General features: G+C 61.4%; 16 protein-coding genes. 4 read left to right on the top strand and 12 right to left on the bottom strand.

Annotation, left to right across the window (positions count from 1 at the left end; genetic code table 11):
* Together UB23_RS19895 and UB23_RS19900 are read right to left on the bottom strand one after the other, a co-directional pair.
* On the bottom strand, positions 1 to 664 hold a 664-nt coding region (locus UB23_RS19895), incomplete at its 3' end, for a TPM domain-containing protein (protein WP_045061017.1).
* Positions 665 to 695: 31 nt separating this feature from the next.
* Positions 696 to 1304, bottom strand: coding sequence for a LemA family protein (locus UB23_RS19900; RefSeq protein ID WP_045061101.1), 609 nt, complete (start codon positions 1302 to 1304; stop codon positions 696 to 698).
* Between the two features lie 237 nt (positions 1305 to 1541).
* On the opposite strand from UB23_RS19900, the gene bglX reads away from it, so the two are divergent.
* On the top strand, positions 1542 to 3833 hold the full coding sequence (gene bglX / locus UB23_RS19905; RefSeq protein WP_045061018.1) for a beta-glucosidase BglX: 2292 nt from the start codon (positions 1542 to 1544) through the stop codon (positions 3831 to 3833).
* Positions 3834 to 3956: 123 nt separating this feature from the next.
* Here the strand turns inward: bglX and UB23_RS19910 are convergent, their stop codons facing one another.
* The 9 genes from UB23_RS19910 to UB23_RS19950 form a co-directional block, all read right to left on the bottom strand.
* On the bottom strand, positions 3957 to 5114 hold the full coding sequence (locus tag UB23_RS19910) for a phospholipase D-like domain-containing protein (protein WP_045061019.1): 1158 nt from the start codon (positions 5112 to 5114) through the stop codon (positions 3957 to 3959).
* A 5-nt stretch (positions 5115 to 5119) separates the two neighbouring features.
* Positions 5120 to 5710: a YceI family protein gene (locus UB23_RS19915; RefSeq protein ID WP_045061020.1), complete on the bottom strand. Its 591-nt coding sequence runs from the start codon at positions 5708 to 5710 to the stop codon at positions 5120 to 5122.
* Between the two features lie 92 nt (positions 5711 to 5802).
* Complete coding sequence (locus UB23_RS19920) at positions 5803 to 6573, bottom strand: IclR family transcriptional regulator (RefSeq protein ID WP_045061021.1); 771 nt, start codon at positions 6571 to 6573, stop codon at positions 5803 to 5805.
* A gap of 82 nt (positions 6574 to 6655) precedes the next feature.
* A complete protein-coding gene (locus UB23_RS19925; RefSeq protein ID WP_082069222.1) occupies positions 6656 to 8098 on the bottom strand; it encodes an amidase in 1443 nt (480 codons plus the stop codon).
* 2 nt (positions 8099 to 8100) lie between these two features.
* Positions 8101 to 9408, bottom strand: a complete 1308-nt coding sequence (locus UB23_RS19930) for a citrate-proton symporter (RefSeq protein WP_045061023.1) — start codon at positions 9406 to 9408, stop codon at positions 8101 to 8103.
* A 79-nt stretch (positions 9409 to 9487) separates the two neighbouring features.
* Positions 9488 to 10663 (bottom strand): M20 aminoacylase family protein, encoded by a 1176-nt coding sequence (locus UB23_RS19935; RefSeq protein ID WP_045061024.1) that lies wholly within the window; start codon positions 10661 to 10663, stop codon positions 9488 to 9490.
* Between the two features lie 190 nt (positions 10664 to 10853).
* Positions 10854 to 11183 carry a hypothetical protein gene (locus UB23_RS19940; RefSeq protein WP_045061025.1) on the bottom strand — a complete coding sequence of 110 codons (330 nt, stop codon included), beginning with the start codon at positions 11181 to 11183 and terminating at the stop codon, positions 10854 to 10856.
* Complete coding sequence (locus UB23_RS19945; RefSeq protein WP_045061026.1) at positions 11180 to 12274, bottom strand: serine hydrolase domain-containing protein; 1095 nt, start codon at positions 12272 to 12274, stop codon at positions 11180 to 11182. Before UB23_RS19945 ends, UB23_RS19940 begins: the two co-directional genes overlap by 4 nt.
* A 264-nt stretch (positions 12275 to 12538) precedes the next feature.
* Positions 12539 to 13411, bottom strand: coding sequence for an acyl-CoA dehydrogenase family protein (locus tag UB23_RS19950; protein WP_045061027.1), 873 nt, complete (start codon positions 13409 to 13411; stop codon positions 12539 to 12541).
* Between the two features lie 154 nt (positions 13412 to 13565).
* Between UB23_RS19950 and olsB the strand changes: the two genes are divergently transcribed.
* Positions 13566 to 14321: an L-ornithine N(alpha)-acyltransferase gene (gene olsB / locus UB23_RS19955; RefSeq protein WP_045061028.1), complete on the top strand. Its 756-nt coding sequence runs from the start codon at positions 13566 to 13568 to the stop codon at positions 14319 to 14321.
* On the top strand, positions 14321 to 15112 hold the full coding sequence (locus UB23_RS19960) for a lysophospholipid acyltransferase family protein (RefSeq protein ID WP_045061029.1): 792 nt from the start codon (positions 14321 to 14323) through the stop codon (positions 15110 to 15112). Before olsB ends, UB23_RS19960 begins: the two co-directional genes overlap by 1 nt.
* A gap of 132 nt (positions 15113 to 15244) precedes the next feature.
* On the opposite strand, the gene UB23_RS19965 is transcribed toward UB23_RS19960, so the two are convergent.
* Positions 15245 to 15823, bottom strand: a complete 579-nt coding sequence (locus UB23_RS19965; RefSeq protein ID WP_045061030.1) for an acyl carrier protein phosphodiesterase — start codon at positions 15821 to 15823, stop codon at positions 15245 to 15247.
* A gap of 170 nt (positions 15824 to 15993) precedes the next feature.
* Between UB23_RS19965 and UB23_RS19970 the strand changes: the two genes are divergently transcribed.
* The gene (locus tag UB23_RS19970) at positions 15994 to 16296 is read left to right on the top strand and encodes an ArsR/SmtB family transcription factor (protein WP_045061031.1); all 303 of its coding nucleotides are present in this window, start codon (positions 15994 to 15996) and stop codon (positions 16294 to 16296) included.
* Positions 16297 to 16305: the final 9 nt, after the last annotated feature.

Consider the following 16305-nt stretch of genomic DNA (forward strand, 5'->3'; position numbering starts at 1 on the left):
CGCCAAAACCGCCCGAACCGCCTCGCCCACCGCCACCACTGGGCAGGATGCCGAGCATCTGGCAGACAAATACGGTGAGGATGAACAGCATGACGAGGAACACCAATACCCCGGGATGCCGTGACAGGAAATCGCTATCCTGATCCCCGCGGGGTTCGTAGACCGTGGAAGGTTCGTCCAGCGGATTGCCGCCCAGCACGACCAGCATGGCCGCAACGCCGTCGCTGATGCCCTTGCTGAAATTACCGGTCTTGAACGATGGAGTGATCACCTGATTGATGATCACCGAACTCTGCGCATCGGTCAGGCGATCTTCCAGCCCGTAACCGACCTCGATACGCAAACGTCGATCATCCCGGGCCACAATCAGCAGTGCGCCGTTGTTCTTGTCCTTCTGGCCAATGCCCCAGTACCGCCCCAGTTGATAGCCGAAGTCGGCAATGTCTGTGCCCTGCAAATCCGCCACAGTGACCACCACCAACTGTTCACCGGTGGCTTTTTCGTGAGCCTGGAGTTGCTGGGCCAGTTGCTCGCGAACCGCGGGCTCGATCATCTGGGCGTTATCAACCACCCGCCCGGTCAGCTGGGGAAACTTCAACTCGGCCTGGGCCGCCAGGGCAAACACCCAGAGCAGCAGCACCAGGCCAACTTTCAACACGCGCATTGGCAACCTCATCCGTGGTAATGCAGCCCGATCAGAACTTCACTTGAGGTGCTTTATCGGCATCGGGGCTGGTCGCCTCGAAGGTTTCACGCACAGGCAGATCGCTGTACATCACACTGTGCCAGAGGCGCCCAGGGAAAGTGCGGATCTCGGTATTGTATTTTTGCACTGCCAGGATGAAATCCCGTCGTGCGACCGCGATACGGTTCTCGGTACCTTCGAGTTGCGACTGCAGCGCCAGGAAGTTCTGGTTGGCCTTGAGGTCCGGATAACGCTCGGACACCACCATCAGGCGACTCAGGGCACCGGTCAGCTGATCCTGGGCCTGCTGGAACTGCTTGAGCTTTTCCGGGTTGTCGAGGGTGCTGGCATCCACCTGGATCGAAGTCGCCTTGGCCCGGGCTTCAATGACCGCCGTCAGGGTTTCTTCTTCATGTTTGGCGTAGCCCTTGACCGTTTCCACCAGGTTGGGGATCAGGTCGGCACGGCGTTGGTACTGGTTCTGCACCTGACCCCAGGCGGCCTTCGCCTGTTCGTCCAGGGTTGGAATATTGTTGATGCCACAGCCGGCCAACAGCGTGGTCAGCAACATCAGGGCGGCCACCTGCAGGCTCGACCGATAGTGGTGTCGTACATTCATCTGGTTGACGCTCCCTTGCACATTCCGTTGAAAAAACAACCTGCGAACTTTGAACGCGGCTCTTGGGGCATAATCGGCGCCGCCACTGGATTGCATCCTGCCGATGGGCTAAAAGATGCTCCAGGATTAAAACAGTTCAGAAGTTTGCTGCATTTACCTGAACAACAATAGTCGCTCCCTCAATTTTGGCTGACCGGCGCGAAGTCATCGCCGCTTAGGCTTTCGAGAAGACAATTCATGAAGAAGCTGTGTTTGCTGGGCCTGTTCGTCAGCCTGGCCAGTCATAACGTACTGGCCGCCGCGACGCCCGCACCTCTGGAAAACAAGGATGCCTTCGTCAGTAACCTGATGAAGCAGATGACCCTCGATGAAAAAATCGGCCAGCTGCGCCTGATCAGCATAGGCCCGGAAATGCCGCGCGAGATGATCCGCAAGGAAATTGCCGCCGGCAACATCGGTGGCACGTTCAACTCGATCACCCGCCCGGAAAACCGTCCGATGCAGGACGCAGCGATGCGCAGCCGGCTGAAGATCCCGATGTTCTTCGCCTATGACGTGATCCACGGCCACCGGACGATTTTCCCGATTCCGCTGGCGCTGGCGTCGAGCTGGGACATGGACGCCATCGGCCTGTCCGGGCGCATTGCTGCCAAAGAGGCCGCGGCCGACAGTCTCGACATCACCTTCGCACCGATGGTCGACATCTCCCGCGACCCGCGCTGGGGCCGCACTTCCGAAGGCTTCGGCGAGGACACCTACCTGGTGTCGCGCATCGCCGGGGTCATGGTCAAGGCGTTCCAGGGTGCCGGCGCGAATGCGGCCGACAGCATCATGGCCAGCGTCAAGCACTTTGCCTTGTATGGCGCGGTAGAGGGCGGTCGCGACTACAACGTGGTCGACATGAGCCCGGTCAAGATGTACCAGGACTACCTGCCGCCGTACCGCGCCGCGATTGATGCTGGCGCCGGCGGAGTCATGGTGGCACTGAACTCAATCAACGGCGTACCGGCGACCGCCGACACCTGGCTGATGAATGACCTGTTGCGCAAGGACTGGGGCTTCAAGGGCCTGGCTGTCAGCGACCACGGGGCGATTTTCGAGCTGATCAAGCACGGCGTTGCTCGCGATGGCCGTGAAGCGGCGAAGCTGGCGATCAAGGCCGGCATCCACATGAGCATGAACGACACGCTTTATGGCAAGGAACTGCCAGGGTTGCTGAAGGCTGGCGAGATCGAGCAGAGCGACATCGACAATGCCGTGCGGGCTGTGCTCGGCGCCAAGTACGACATGGGGCTGTTCAAGGACCCGTACCTGCGCATCGGCAAGGCCGAGGATGACCCGGCCGACACCTACGCCGAAAGCCGCCTGCACCGTGCCGAGGCCCGTGACGTAGCACGTCGCAGCCTGGTGCTGCTGAAGAACCAGGGCGAGACCCTGCCGTTGAAGAATACCGCGAAGATCGCCCTGGTCGGTCCGTTGGCCAAGGCGCCAATCGATATGATGGGCAGTTGGGCCGCTGCCGGCAGACCCGCGCAATCAGTGACCCTGTTCGACGGCATGAACGCGGCCATGGCCGACAAGGCAACTTTGATCTACGCCCGCGGCGCCAACATCACCAGCGACAAGAAGGTCCTGGATTACCTTAACTTCCTGAACTTTGACGCACCGGAAGTGGTTGATGATCCGCGCTCGGCCCAGGTGCTGATCGACGAAGCCGTGAAAGCGGCCAAGGACGCCGATGTGGTGGTGGCAGCGGTGGGCGAATCCCGTGGCATGTCCCACGAGTCCTCAAGCCGCACCGACCTGAACATACCCGCCAGCCAGCGCGAACTGATCAAGGCCCTCAAGGCCACCGGCAAGCCATTGGTCCTGGTGTTGATGAACGGGCGTCCACTGTCGATCCTTGAAGAAAAGGACCAGGCAGATGCGATTCTGGAAACCTGGTTCAGCGGCACCGAAGGGGGCAATGCCATCGCTGACGTGCTCTTCGGCGACTATAACCCCTCGGGCAAGCTGCCCCTGACCTTCCCGCGTTCGGTAGGCCAGATTCCGACCTACTACAACCACCTGAGCATTGGCCGGCCGTTCACGCCGGGCAAGCCGGGCAACTACACCTCGCAGTACTTCGATGACACAACCGGCCCGCTGTTTCCATTCGGTTTTGGCCTGAGCTACACCGATTTCAGCCTGAGCGACATGGCGTTGTCATCGACCACACTGAACAAGACCGGCAAGCTCGATGCCAGCGTCATGCTGAAGAACACTGGCAAGCGTGATGGCGAGACCGTGGTGCAGTTGTATATCCAGGACGTCACCGGTTCGATGATCCGGCCAGTGAAGGAGCTGAAGAACTTCCAGAAAATCATGCTCAAGGCCGGCGAACAGAAAGTCGTGCACTTCACCATTACCGAGGATGACCTGAAGTTCTTCAACACCCGGCTCAAGTACGCGGCAGAGCCTGGCAAGTTCAACGTGCAGATCGGCCTGGACTCGCAGGACGTGACTCAGCAGAGTTTCGAGTTGCTGTAACCCCTCGGACACTGCGAATCACTGTGGGAGCGGGCTTGCCCGCGATGAGGCCATAACATTCAACATCTACGTTGACTGTCAGGCCGTCATCGCGGGCAAGCCCGCTCCCACAATAATTTACGACTACCCCCGCCGATCCAGCAAATTCACCACGAGCCGATCCACCCATCCCCACACCCGCTGCTTCACCCGCCGCCACAGCGGCCTGCGCTGCCAGGCCTCCAGGCTGACTTCCTGACTCTGGGTAAAATCCTTCTCGAAACTGGCCACCACTGCTCGGGTCAACCCTGGGTCCAGGGCTTCAAGGTTGGCTTCCAGGTTGAAACGCAAATTCCAGTGATCGAAATTGCACGAGCCGATGCTGACCCAGTCATCGACCAGGACCATTTTCAAGTGCAGGAAACAGGGCTGGTACTCGAAGATTTTCACGCCAGACTTCAGCAACCTGGGGTAATAACGATGCCCGGCGTAGCGGACCGACGGATGATCGGTGCGCGGCCCAGTCAGCAGCAGCCGCACATCGATCCCCCGCGAGGCAGCGCGGCGCAGCGAGCGACGGACCTTCCAGGTCGGCAGGAAATAGGGCGTGGCGAGCCAGATGCGTTTCTGCCCACTGTTCAGCGCACGGATCAGCGACTGCAGAATATCGCGGTGCTGGCGCGCATCAGCGTACGCCACCCGCCCCATGCCCTCGCCCGCGGAAGGCACCTTGGGCAGGCGCGGCAAACCGAAATGCGCCGCAGGCCTCCATGCGCGGCGATGGCGGTTGGCGATCCATTGGCGGTCAAACAGTAACTGCCAGTCGATCACCAGAGGACCGGAAATTTCCACCATGACCTCGTGCCACTCGCTGACGTCCTCCCCCGGGTTCCAGAACTCATCGGTGACGCCAGTGCCGCCGACCACCGCCAGGCTCTGATCGACCAACAGCACTTTGCGGTGGTCACGATAGAAGTTGCCCACCCAGCGCCGCCAGCTCAAGCGATTGTAGAAGCGCAACTCCACGCCAGCGGCTATCAGGCGCTGACGCAGGGCCTGGGTAAATGCGAGGCTGCCATAGTCATCGAACAGGCAGCGCACACGCACTCCGCGCTCGGCGGCCTGGGTCAACGCCTGCACCATGGCTTCGGCGCAGGCGCCCGCCTCCACCAGATACAGCTCCAGTTCGACCTGTTCTTCGGCGCGTGCGATCGCCACCAGCATTCGCGGGAAGAACTGCGGACCATCGATCAACAGCTCAAAGCTGTTGCCTTCGCGCCAGGGGAAGATCGCACCGGCCATGGCAGTCAGCGCGCCGTGAAGATCAGTACCGCACCCACCGGTACCGACAGGCTGATCGCCGATAGACCGGCGACCTTGCGCAAGCTTTCCAGCCCCGGCGCAAGGTCGAAGTCCGCCGCGTTGATCACCAGCGGCTCCAGCGTCACTACCTGAAATCGCCGGTCATCAAGACGAGTCGCCAACAGCTCGGCGTTGTATTCGTGGGTCTTGCCATGCAGGTTAACGGTCACCGGCAGACGCAACTCGAGCTGCGCACCGGAGGCGAGATCATTGATCGGGCCCAGGTCAATTTGCGTAGTGATCAGGGCTTCGGCGAAGGTCTTGGTGTCGAACAGCTCCTTGCGCATGCGTTCGTCGCGCAATGGAATACCACTGTTCACCGAGTCCAGCTCGACTTCGACCTCGGCCAGGCCTTTGGGGCTGACCTTGCCGTGCAGCACGAGGAAGCGCTGCACTTCGGAAATGTTGGCGTTTTTAGTGCTGACGAACGACAGCCGCGAGGATTCGCCGTCCAGGTACCAGTTGGCCTGGGCCGAAAGGGTTGTGCCGGCAAGCAGCATCAGGGCGATAGTTTTGACCAGGGAGCGGTTGAGCATAGAGACTCGTGGGTGGATAAACTTGCACGAACCTTAACTGGCCTGAGGCCGCTTGCAAACAACCTGTTACTCCAGCGGCGCCCCTGAGGTGGCTAGGCCAGCGCGTGCCGTACCTCGCCAATGGTCGCAGCCAGGCTGCTCAGATGCAGGCTCAGCACCCGCTCCACCGGCGCCTGGTCCATCGGCCAGTGTAGCGCCATGCTGCCCACCAGGCGGCCATCGGCATGAATCGGCAGCGCCACCGCGCGGATCAGAAAAGGCAGGCGCACTGGGTACTCCCAAAAACCTTCGGTGCGCTGGCCAAAGCCCTGATGCAACGCCTGCTCACTGGCACGGAACAGACTCTCATCGGTCAATCGCTCACGACCGGCCAGGCGCTCTACCTCATCGATTTCCAGCTCGCCCAGGCACGCCCGACCCATTGCTGAATGAAACAAGCTGGCGTGCTGGCCGACGATCTGGCAGTTGTTCGGGTAACGCTTGCGCAGCACGGCAGGAATCGAACTTTCCATGACCTCGACCCGCTCGCCGTCAAAGCTGGAAAGGTCGGCGACCAGCCCCGTGCGCTCGCTCAGCTCCATCAGCAGCGGCGCGGCGCTTTCCACCAGGCGCCGCTTGAAGCGCTGTTGACTGTCGCCAAACAGGCGCCTGGCACACAGCCGATAACGCCGATCACTCAGGCCGCGAAAGATCCAGCCCTGTTCCTGCAAGGTCAGCAACATGCGCGACACCGTCGCTTTGGGCAGGCTGGTCAGGTAGTGCAACTCTTCGAGGCCCAACGCCTGGTGCTTGCCCAGCAGTTCGACGATCGCCAGGGCCCGTTCAACGGATCGGACGCTGCCGGTGTCGGTTTTACTCTCCATGATTGGACCTCCCTAAGTCCGGTTCAGGTAGCCCGGATGGATGATCACTTTATGCAGCAAGATGCGGGCCCGTCGCATCGAATCAAGTTATTTGCAGGCACGCTGGCGGTCGGCGCTTGACCCATTGCGTCAGCTGTTCATGGGCGTAGGCCAGTTGCAGGACCGCCCGATCCGCCTGCGCCGGGCCTATGATTTGCAGGCCCATGGGCAACCCCGCCGAGTTGAATCCCACGGGTACGCTCATGCAAGGCAAGCCGGCCAACGTCGGCCCGATCACCACTTCCATCCAGCGGTGATATGTGTCCATGGAACGCCCGCCGACGATGCGCGGCCAAGGGGTTTGTGCATCAAAAGGGAACACTTGCGCGGTGGGCAACAGCAGGAAATCGTAACGTTCGAATAACTTGCCCAGGACGCAGTACCACTCGCTGCGGCTGACGGATGCCTGGTAGACATCGGCTGCGGTCATTCGCAGTCCGCCCTCGATTTCCCATTGCGCTTCAGGCTTCATCTGTTCGCGCTTCAGCGGGTCGGCATGCAGCGCCCCGAGACTGCCCTGCACCAGCCAGTGCCGGTGCACCAGCCAGCACTGCCACAAACGCTCCATGGAGAAATCCGGGTGACAGGTTTCAACCTGGCAACCCAGGGCAGTGAAGTCCCCCAAGGCCGACTCGCACAGATTCAACACACCGACGTCCATCGGCAGGTAGCCGTTGTAGTCTCCCAGCCAGCCGAGCCTGGCCCCGGCGAAGTCGCATTGCAACGGCTCGTTGAACTGCTGCGGGTCGCTGGTCAGTGACAGCGGCACGCGCCGGTCATGCCCGGCCTGGATGCCCAACAACCGCGCCACATCGGTGACGCTGCGGCCCATCGGCCCTTCAGTGGCCAGTTGCTGGACGAACGTTTCCGGCACGGGCCCATAGGGTACCCGGCCCTGCGATGGACGAAAACCGAAGACGTTGTTGAACGCCGCCGGATTGCGCAGCGAACCCATCATGTCGCTGCCGTCGGCCACCGGCAGCATGCGCAAAGCCAGCGCCACCGCTGCACCGCCGCTACTACCGCCGGCAATCAACGTCGGGTCATAAGCGTTAGTGGTGATGCCAAACACGCTGTTATAGGTCTGCGAGCCGAGGCCGAATTCCGGGACATTGCTCTTGCCAACGATGATCGCGCCATTAGCGCGCACCCGCGCCACGCTGATCGCGTCGTGCTGTGGAACGTGCCTGGCAAACAGCGACGAGCCCATGGTCGTGCGCAACCCCGCAGTAGCAGCCAGATCCTTGATCGCCTGTGGCATCCCGTGCATCCAGCCACGGGACTGGCCTTGATCCAGTTGCCGGTCGCAGACGTCAGCCTCGGCCAGAAGCTCATCAGTCGGGCGCAGCGACACCAGGGCATTGACCTGTGGATTGAAGCGCTCGATCTGCGCCAGATAAGCCTGCATCACCTCCCGGCAGGATACCTGTCGGGAGTGAATGGCACGGGACAACGCATCGGCGTCCAGTTGAACAATCGGATGCAGGCTCAAGGTTTCACCTCAAGGTCAAGGGCGACAGCTTTCTTGCGCGGCGTCTCGTGCATGCAGTAAGTGCCAAGCAGCGTCAGCACGCAAGCGAACAACACGTAGAACGCTGGGGCAACCGGAGTCGCCAGCACCTTGCTGAGCCACGTGACGATCAGCGGGGCGAAACCGCCGAAGACCATCACCGCCACGTTATAGGCCACCGACACTCCGGTGGAACGTACTTCGATAGGAAACTGCTCAGCCAGTGCAGTCGGTGCCGGGCCGAAAAATCCGCCAATCGCACTGCATAACAACATCTGCATCACCAGCAGTCGCTCCACCGAGGGTGCCGCTGCAACCCACACGTACAGCGGATACACCATCAGGAAAAACGCCAGGGTAAACGCCATCAATACCGGCCGCCGACCTAGCCTGTCCGACAGTGCGCCGGACAGTGGAATCACTACCGTCATCACCGCCACCGCGAGCATTTGCACCAGCAGTACCTGATCAAGAGGCAGACCCAGATTCTTATGCGCGAAGGTCGGCATATTCACCAGCACCACGTAAAACGACACCGTTGCGCCGCATGCCAGGCCCATCGATACCAGGATGCTGCGCCGATGCTCGCGGATCACTTGCATGAGGCTCGGGCTCTCGCCCTTTGCCTGCCGGCGAGCCTCAAGAAACTCCTCCGGCTCCTCCATGTGCTTGCGAATCCACAGGCCGACCGGGCCGATCAGCAAGCCGAGCACAAACGGAATCCGCCAGCCCCAGCTGTCCAGCGCCTCGGGGGAAAACAGATGAGTGACCAATGCCACCATTCCCGCGCCGCAAAATACCGCCAGACACTGGCCTACCAGTTGCCACGAACCGTACAGACCTTTTCTGTGAGCAGGCGCACTCTCCACCAGAAACGCCGTGGCGCTGGCGTATTCGCCGCCCGTAGCGAAGCCCTGGAGCATTCGCGCGACCACGATCAACAGCGGAGCGCCCATGCCGATGGCGGCGTAATTGGGCGCAAACGCGATCAGTGCAATGGACACTGTCATCAGGCGGATGATCATCTGCATCGCGGCCTTGCGGCCTTTGCGATCGGAATACATGCCCAGCAGGATGCCCCCCACCGGGCGCATGAAAAAACCGACGCCAAAGGTCGCTAGCGCCATCAGCAGCGAAGCGTATTCGTCTTCGGACGGAAAGAACTGGCGGGCGATGATGCTCGCCAGAAAGCCATAGACAATGAAGTCATACCATTCCAGCGCGTTGCCGATAACGGCGGCGACGACCTGCCGGGTACGCGAAACACCTGTGCTCGAAGTCTGCATGAAGGACTCTCCAAAAACCCTGTTGGTGAGAACGGGCGCAAGAGTGCGCGCCCGGTACAGCGGCAGTAGAAAGTGCGGGTCAGGCCGGCTTGAGCCAGCTCTCGGTCAGCGCCCCCCAGTACGCCGCCCCGATCAGCAGGATGTCGTCGTTAAAGTCATAGGCGGGGTTGTGGACCATCGGCCGCGAAACGCCATTGCCGATGAACAGGTAGGTGCCCGGGCAACGCTGCAGCATCCACGCAAAGTCCTCGCTGCCCATGAGTTTTGGCGTGCTACCGTCCACCGCATCGGCGCCGACCAGTTCGACGCCCACTTGCCGGGCGAACTCGGTTTCGGCCGCGTGATTGACCAGCACCGGGTAGGCCGGACGATGTTCGATGCGCGAAGTGCAACCGAAACTCCGGGCCTGGGCCTCAATGATCGCGCGCACCCGGTCGAGGGTTTGCTCGCGCACCTGGGCATTCAACGCGCGCAGGCTGAGGCGCAGGATCGCCTGCTGTGGAATGACATTGGCCGCTTCCCCGGCCTGCAACGCTCCGACTGTGACGACTGCCGCCTGCTGAGCATCGATGTTGCGTGCAACCACGGTTTGCAGAGCCATGACCACGCTGGCCGCCGCTACCAGCGGATCGACCGCCAGATGCGGCATCGAACCGTGACCGCCGACACCTTCAATGATGACCGCAAGCAAATCCTGCGAAGCCATCATCGGGCCTTCGCGAAAGCCCAGGTGACCGGCAGGCAGCCCCGGCATGTTGTGCATACCGAACAATGCGTCGCAGGGAAAGCGCTCAAGAAGGCCGTCGGCGAGCATCGCCTCGGCACCACCCTGGCCTTCTTCGGCGGGTTGGAAAATGAGGGTCAGGGTACCGTCGAACTGACGGGTTGCCGCCAGGTAACGTGCCGCACCCAGCAGCATGGTGGTATGGCCGTCATGGCCGCAGGCGTGCATGCAGCCCTGATGTTGACTGCTGTAAGTGGCGCCAGTGTTCTCGATGATCGGCAGCGCGTCCATGTCCGCTCGAATCCCGATTTTTCGCGAACTGTTGCCGTTACGCAGGACTCCAACCACGCCGGTCTTGCCGATCCCTGTATGCACTTCATAACCCCACGCCTGCAGGGATCTGGCCACCAGCGCCGAGGTGCGGGTTTCCTCGAAGCCGAGTTCAGGGTGAGCGTGAATGTCCTGGCGCGTGGCGTGCAGATCGCTGGCCACATCGTTGAGCCAGGCAAGAATGTGCTGATGTCGGTTCATGACGATTGTCCTCTGGCCGGGTTGATTCCCGTTCTTGTTGTTCGCGGTTGTCGGGTGTTGAGCGCGACACATCAAGGCAGGTCGCGCTCCCCACCAGATAACCGCGAGCGCGGCGCGAGGACAATCGAATGTGGTTCCACTGGGTGGAACCTGAAGCAGTTGAGCAGAACAACGCGCAGGTTCGGCGGACTCAGGGCGACAGGCGACAACCCTGGTGCTTGCTGATCCATTGCGCGCTGTTACTGCGGCCCATCCCGCTGACGGTGATGCGCTTGCCGACCGGGTCATCGGTAAATCCGCTAGTGGGCAGCCACTGTTTCACGTAGCTGTGGCAATACTCGGCGGGGCTGTTCATCACGTATCGGCACGAGCAATACTCCTTCGCGGTGTAGGCGCTGATGATGTCAGGAAACGCCCACAGCGCCATCCGCTCCTGCCAGACCCAGCCAAGCAGGGCGAGCAGCAGAATCAGCCACAGCGTGATGAGAGGACGGCGGCGTACAAAGCTGCGGCGAGTCACCGCTGCACCTGCCCGGCGACTGCCTGGCGCACGAGCCTGAGCAATGTGTTGTGGCTATAGCTGCCATCGCGATCATCACCGTAGCGCACGATCACCAGGTTTTCGCTGGGGATCACGTACAGCGCCTGGCCCCAATGCCCGAGCGCCGCGAAGGTATCGGCAGGAGCATCGGGCCAGGGTCGCGCTGCCCCCTCGACGACGCGGTTAAGCCACCAATGTCCGCCCGGCACCGTAGCATCCTGGTGGGCCTTGTACCCCGTGAAGGGCTCGCGATTGAAGGCGACCCAATCCTTGGGCAGCAATTGTCGTTCGCCCCAGCGCCCGTCGCGCGCCATCAGCAAACCGATGCGTGCCAGATCGCGGGCGGTGAGGTAGGCATAGGAGGACGCGACGAAAGGGCCACTGGCGTCGGCCTCCCAGGTCGCGTCGCGGATGCCCAGCGGCTCGAACAAGGCGTTCCATGGGTAATCCGCATAACGCGTCGGCCCAACGATGGCTTTCAACGCGGCGGACAGCAGGTTGCTGTCGCCACTGGAATAGCGAAACACCTGGCCGGGCTCGGCGTAAGCGTCGTGGGAGGCAGTGAACGCAGCCATGTTTGAATGACCGCGGGTATACAGCATCGCCACCACTGAGGACTTCAGCGGGGCGTACTCGTAGTCTTCCTGCCAGTCCAGGCCGGAGGCCCAGTGCAGCAGGTCAGCCATGCTGATGGCCGGATGCTTTCCCAGCGCCGGATAGAACTTCAGCACCGGGTCCGAAAGCTTGAACAGGCCTTCGCCATAGGCCACGCCGAGGACCGCGGCCATGAGGCTCTTGCTGATCGACCAGGTCAGGTGCGGCGTGTCGGCAGTGATCGGTGCGCAGTAGCGTTCGTAAAGCAATTGGCCGTCGCGGATCACCAGCAAGGCATCGGTACGTATACCTGCCCGGGTGCTGTCATTACGGGGCGCGAATGCATAGGCCTCCAGGGCTTGCAGCGTTGGCCCGCTCAGGCTCGGGCCGCTGGACCACTGCTCCCCGGGCCAGGTTTCGGCACGGGCGCAGACACTGAGCATCACCAGGAAACACAGGGACAAACCTTTGGACATGGTGAGGGCTCGGGAGGTTGAACCTGTTGAGCCTAGTTGAAGCTAATTACAGTTTTAAGTTGGGTGTGGACCTTGGAGACGCCATCGCGGGCAAGCCTTGCTCACACAGGTCAGCGGCCACACCGCTGACTGGTCTGGCCCAAAAATGTTGGACCTCAATCATCAATTTTGGGGTGCAGACCATCGCGCAGGAATCGCGTGTGCACTGCAAATCCCTGTGGGAGCAAGGCTTGCCCGCGATGGGGCCATTCAATCCAGCGCAGATCACGCCAATGCCTTGGCCAACCGCTTGCCCCGCGCCACCGCTGCCAGATCCATCACCGCCTGATCGCGCTGCCACATCGCCGCCCAGTGCGGCGGCCCATCCGCCAGCGCCAGGCCGATCTCGACCTTGAGCCCGTCGAACTGGGCGAACAAACCGCCCAGCAACACATGCCCTGCCGGATTGTTCGGCGCCTGACGGCTGACTTCCGCACATCCGGCGAGCAACGCCAGCAAGCGCAGTTGCAGGGACCGTGGCCAGTCACTGTCCTGCCCTATACCGTAAAGCCAGGCGGTCATTGCGCTCAGCACATAGATATCTTCCAGGGTGCGGAACGGTTTGACGTAGGCGTCCCAACCGTCCCCGGCCAGCAATTCGCACTGGGCGTTCTCCAGAACCAGCCGACAGTGGCTGATATCCGGCATCAACGGTATCGACGGCAGGTGCTCCAGGCTTACCCCGGGCTCGCCCGGATACACCACCGCCAGGCTCAGGCGAGGCGCTTCGCCGGGCTGCTCGCTGCGAGCGGCGACCAGCAGCCAGTCGGCAGCATTGCCCGCGGTGACGAAATCCTTGCGGCCGCTCAGGCGTAAATCGCCCAGGCGAGTCTGCATGTCCGCCACCCGCAGGCTGCGCTGCTCGGTCGCACACATGGCGCCCAGGCTCAGCGGCGCGCTTGGCCAGAGCATGCGTAACGCAGCCTGATACCCCACCAGAAATGCCAGCCCCGGCGTCGCCATCAATCGCCCGCCCGCCACTGCCAGCTCGAAGGGCGTGACACTCCCCAGTTGCTGCAAAAGATTGGCAAAGCCTTCCGCCAGGTCCGAACTGGCCGGCACTCGATCACAACGTTTCAACAGGTTCTGCCAAGGCATTGAAGGCTCCTCAAGGGCTGTCATACAAGCATCACCAAAGCTTCATGGCGATGACACCGGGGCTACATAGCCTGACTTTGCACAACACGGCTGCATAAAGAAAGTCGATCGACTGCCACCCAAGACGGGTGACCAGCCCGCACGGAGATTCGCCATGACCCAGATCGCCCACATCCGCGACACCGGCAATGAACGTCGCCTGCAAGCCGAACGCCTGGTAGGTGCCGACGCGCTGCAGGAAGCCCAGGCTCTGCGCTTCAACGTGTTCAGCGGCGAATTCAACGCCAAGCTGAAAGGCGCGGAGTGGGGTCTGGACATGGATGACTACGACGTTCACTGCGCCCACATCGGGGTGCGCGACCTGAACACCGGCCGCCTGGTGGCGACTACCCGCTTGCTTGACCACCAGGCCGCGAGCAGCCTGGGCAGGTTCTACAGCGAAGAGGAGTTCAGCCTGCATGGCCTGGTCCACTTGCAGGGCCCGATTCTGGAAATCGGGCGCACCTGCGTCGATCCCGCCTATCGCAACGGCGGCACCATCGCCGTGCTCTGGGGTGAGCTGGCCGAAGTGTTGAACCAGGGCGGCTATAGCTACCTGATGGGCTGTGCCAGCATCCCGATGCAGGATGGCGGAATCCAGGCCCATGCGATCATGCAGCGCCTGCGCGAGCGCTACCTGTGCACCGAACACCTGCGTGCCGAGCCGAAAAAGCCGCTGCCGGCACTGGCCATTCCCTCCAACGTCATCGCCGAAATGCCACCGCTGCTCAAGGCGTACATGCGCCTGGGCGCGAAGATTTGCGGCGAGCCCTGCTGGGATGAAGATTTCCAGGTGGCCGACGTATTTATCCTGCTCAAGCGCGATGAACTCTGCCCGCGTTACGCCAAGCACTTCAAGGCGGCCATGTGATGAGCCGGTTGAGGGTGTACGCACGAATCGCACGAGTGCTGGTGGTGGTAACGCTGGGGTTGAGCATGGCTGGCGTGTTCGGGTTGTTCGAGCGCCTGGGCATCGCGCACTCCATGGCGCGCCGCCAGCGCTGGTCGCGTTTCTTCATGGCGCGCCTGGCCAATGCCCTGCCCTTTCGTGTGACCGTCCACGGCGAACTGCCGCAGCAACCGATGCTCTGGGTCAGCAATCACGTGTCCTGGACAGACATTCCGCTGCTGGGCATGCTCACCCCGCTGTCGTTCCTGTCCAAGGCCGAGGTGCGCACCTGGCCGGTGGCGGGCTGGCTGGCGGCCAAGGCCGGCAGCCTGTTCATTCGTCGTGGTTCGGGCGACAGCCAGTTGATCCGCAAGCAAATGGCCCGTCATCTGCAGCAGGCCCATCCCCTGTTGATGTTCCCGGAAGGCACCACCACCGATGGCCGCTCGCTGCGCACCTTCCATGGTCGCCTGCTATCCGCGGCGATTGATTCCCAGGTGAAGCTGCAACCGGTGGCGATTCGTTATCTGCGCGGGGGTGAGCTGGATTCGCTGGCGCCTTTTATTGGCGACGATGACTTGCTGTCGCACCTGATGCGCCTGTTCGGCGATGAGCGCGGTGATGTGGAAATTCATCTGCTCAAGCCAATCGCTTGTGAAGGCCGGGAACGCGCGGCGCTGGCGTTCGATGCACAGCAGGCGGTGCAGAAGGCATTGTTTGGGGCGATTCCGGAACAGCAGCAAAGGCCGATGCGCCCTGCTATAGCTGCCTGACAACCATTCCCGAAAAAACAATTCTCCTGTGGGAGCGAGCCTGCTCGCGATAGCGGTGTATCAGTCGACAACTCTGTTGGCTGACAGACCGCAATCGCGAGCAGGCTCGCTCCCGCAGGGTCTCCCCCAGGTCTATTTTGCTGGATGGTTCTGCACAAAGAGCTGAAGCTGAGGGTAGAACAACCGGAAATCCTCGCTCAGCGGCTCATACAGCACCCGCAACTCCTGCATCGCCCCGGCCAGTTCCTCCGGCCGGGTCAGCCGCCGCGAAATCCCGCGCAGCACCTGCTCCAGCAAATCGAACTGGCGATAAGACCCCAACCAGTCATTGGCCATCATGTGCGGCGCAATCCTCGCCAGGCGTTCCGGCAGTTGCCGCTCACTGGCCAGCACCCGGTACACATCCGAAGTGAACCGTTCCAGCGGCTGCTCGGCATACAGGCCCCAGTCCCGCGCCAGGCAGTGATCGAAAAACACATCGAGGACGATCCCGGCGTAACGCCGGCGAGTCAGGGAAAAACGCGACAACGATACATCGACCAACGGATGCCGGTCGGTAAATACGTCAATGCTGCGATGCAGCTGGATGGCCGCCTCGACCTCCGGATCAAATTGCCCCTGCAGCCGCCCTTTGACGAAATCGCCATATAGGCTGCCGAGAAATTGACCGGGGCGCTGCCCACCAAGGTGCAGATGTGCGAGATAATTCATGTCGCCAGCTTAGCACTGCGCACCCGAATCGTTACAGCCAACGTATCGTTATAACTCGATATAGCGAATTATGTGGTCGTGAGACCAAAATCATATTTGTGTATCGCGAAATAGCGATTTAAAGTTCGCCTCATCGCGATATAGCGTTTTACTCATCACGAGCCCATACCATGCCTATTAATCTCGACGAAATAATAAAAGCCCTGGCACACCCAGTCCGGCGAGAAATCCTGCACTGGTTGAAAGACCCTACCCTCGAATTCCCCGACCAGACCCACAGCAACGAGCACGGAGTCTGCGCCGGACAAATCGATCAACGCTGTGGCCTGTCGCAATCCACAGTCTCCGCGCACCTGGCCACCCTGCAACGCGCCGGCCTGATCAGCAGCCGCAAAGTTGGTCAATGGCACTTTTTCAAACGCAACGAGGAAACCATCCAGGAATTCCTCAGCACCTTCAGTAAAGAGCTCTGACCCTTTCAG

It is taken from the genome of Pseudomonas sp. ES3-33 (assembly GCF_000952175.1).
Taxonomy (GTDB): domain Bacteria; phylum Pseudomonadota; class Gammaproteobacteria; order Pseudomonadales; family Pseudomonadaceae; genus Aquipseudomonas; species Aquipseudomonas gregormendelii.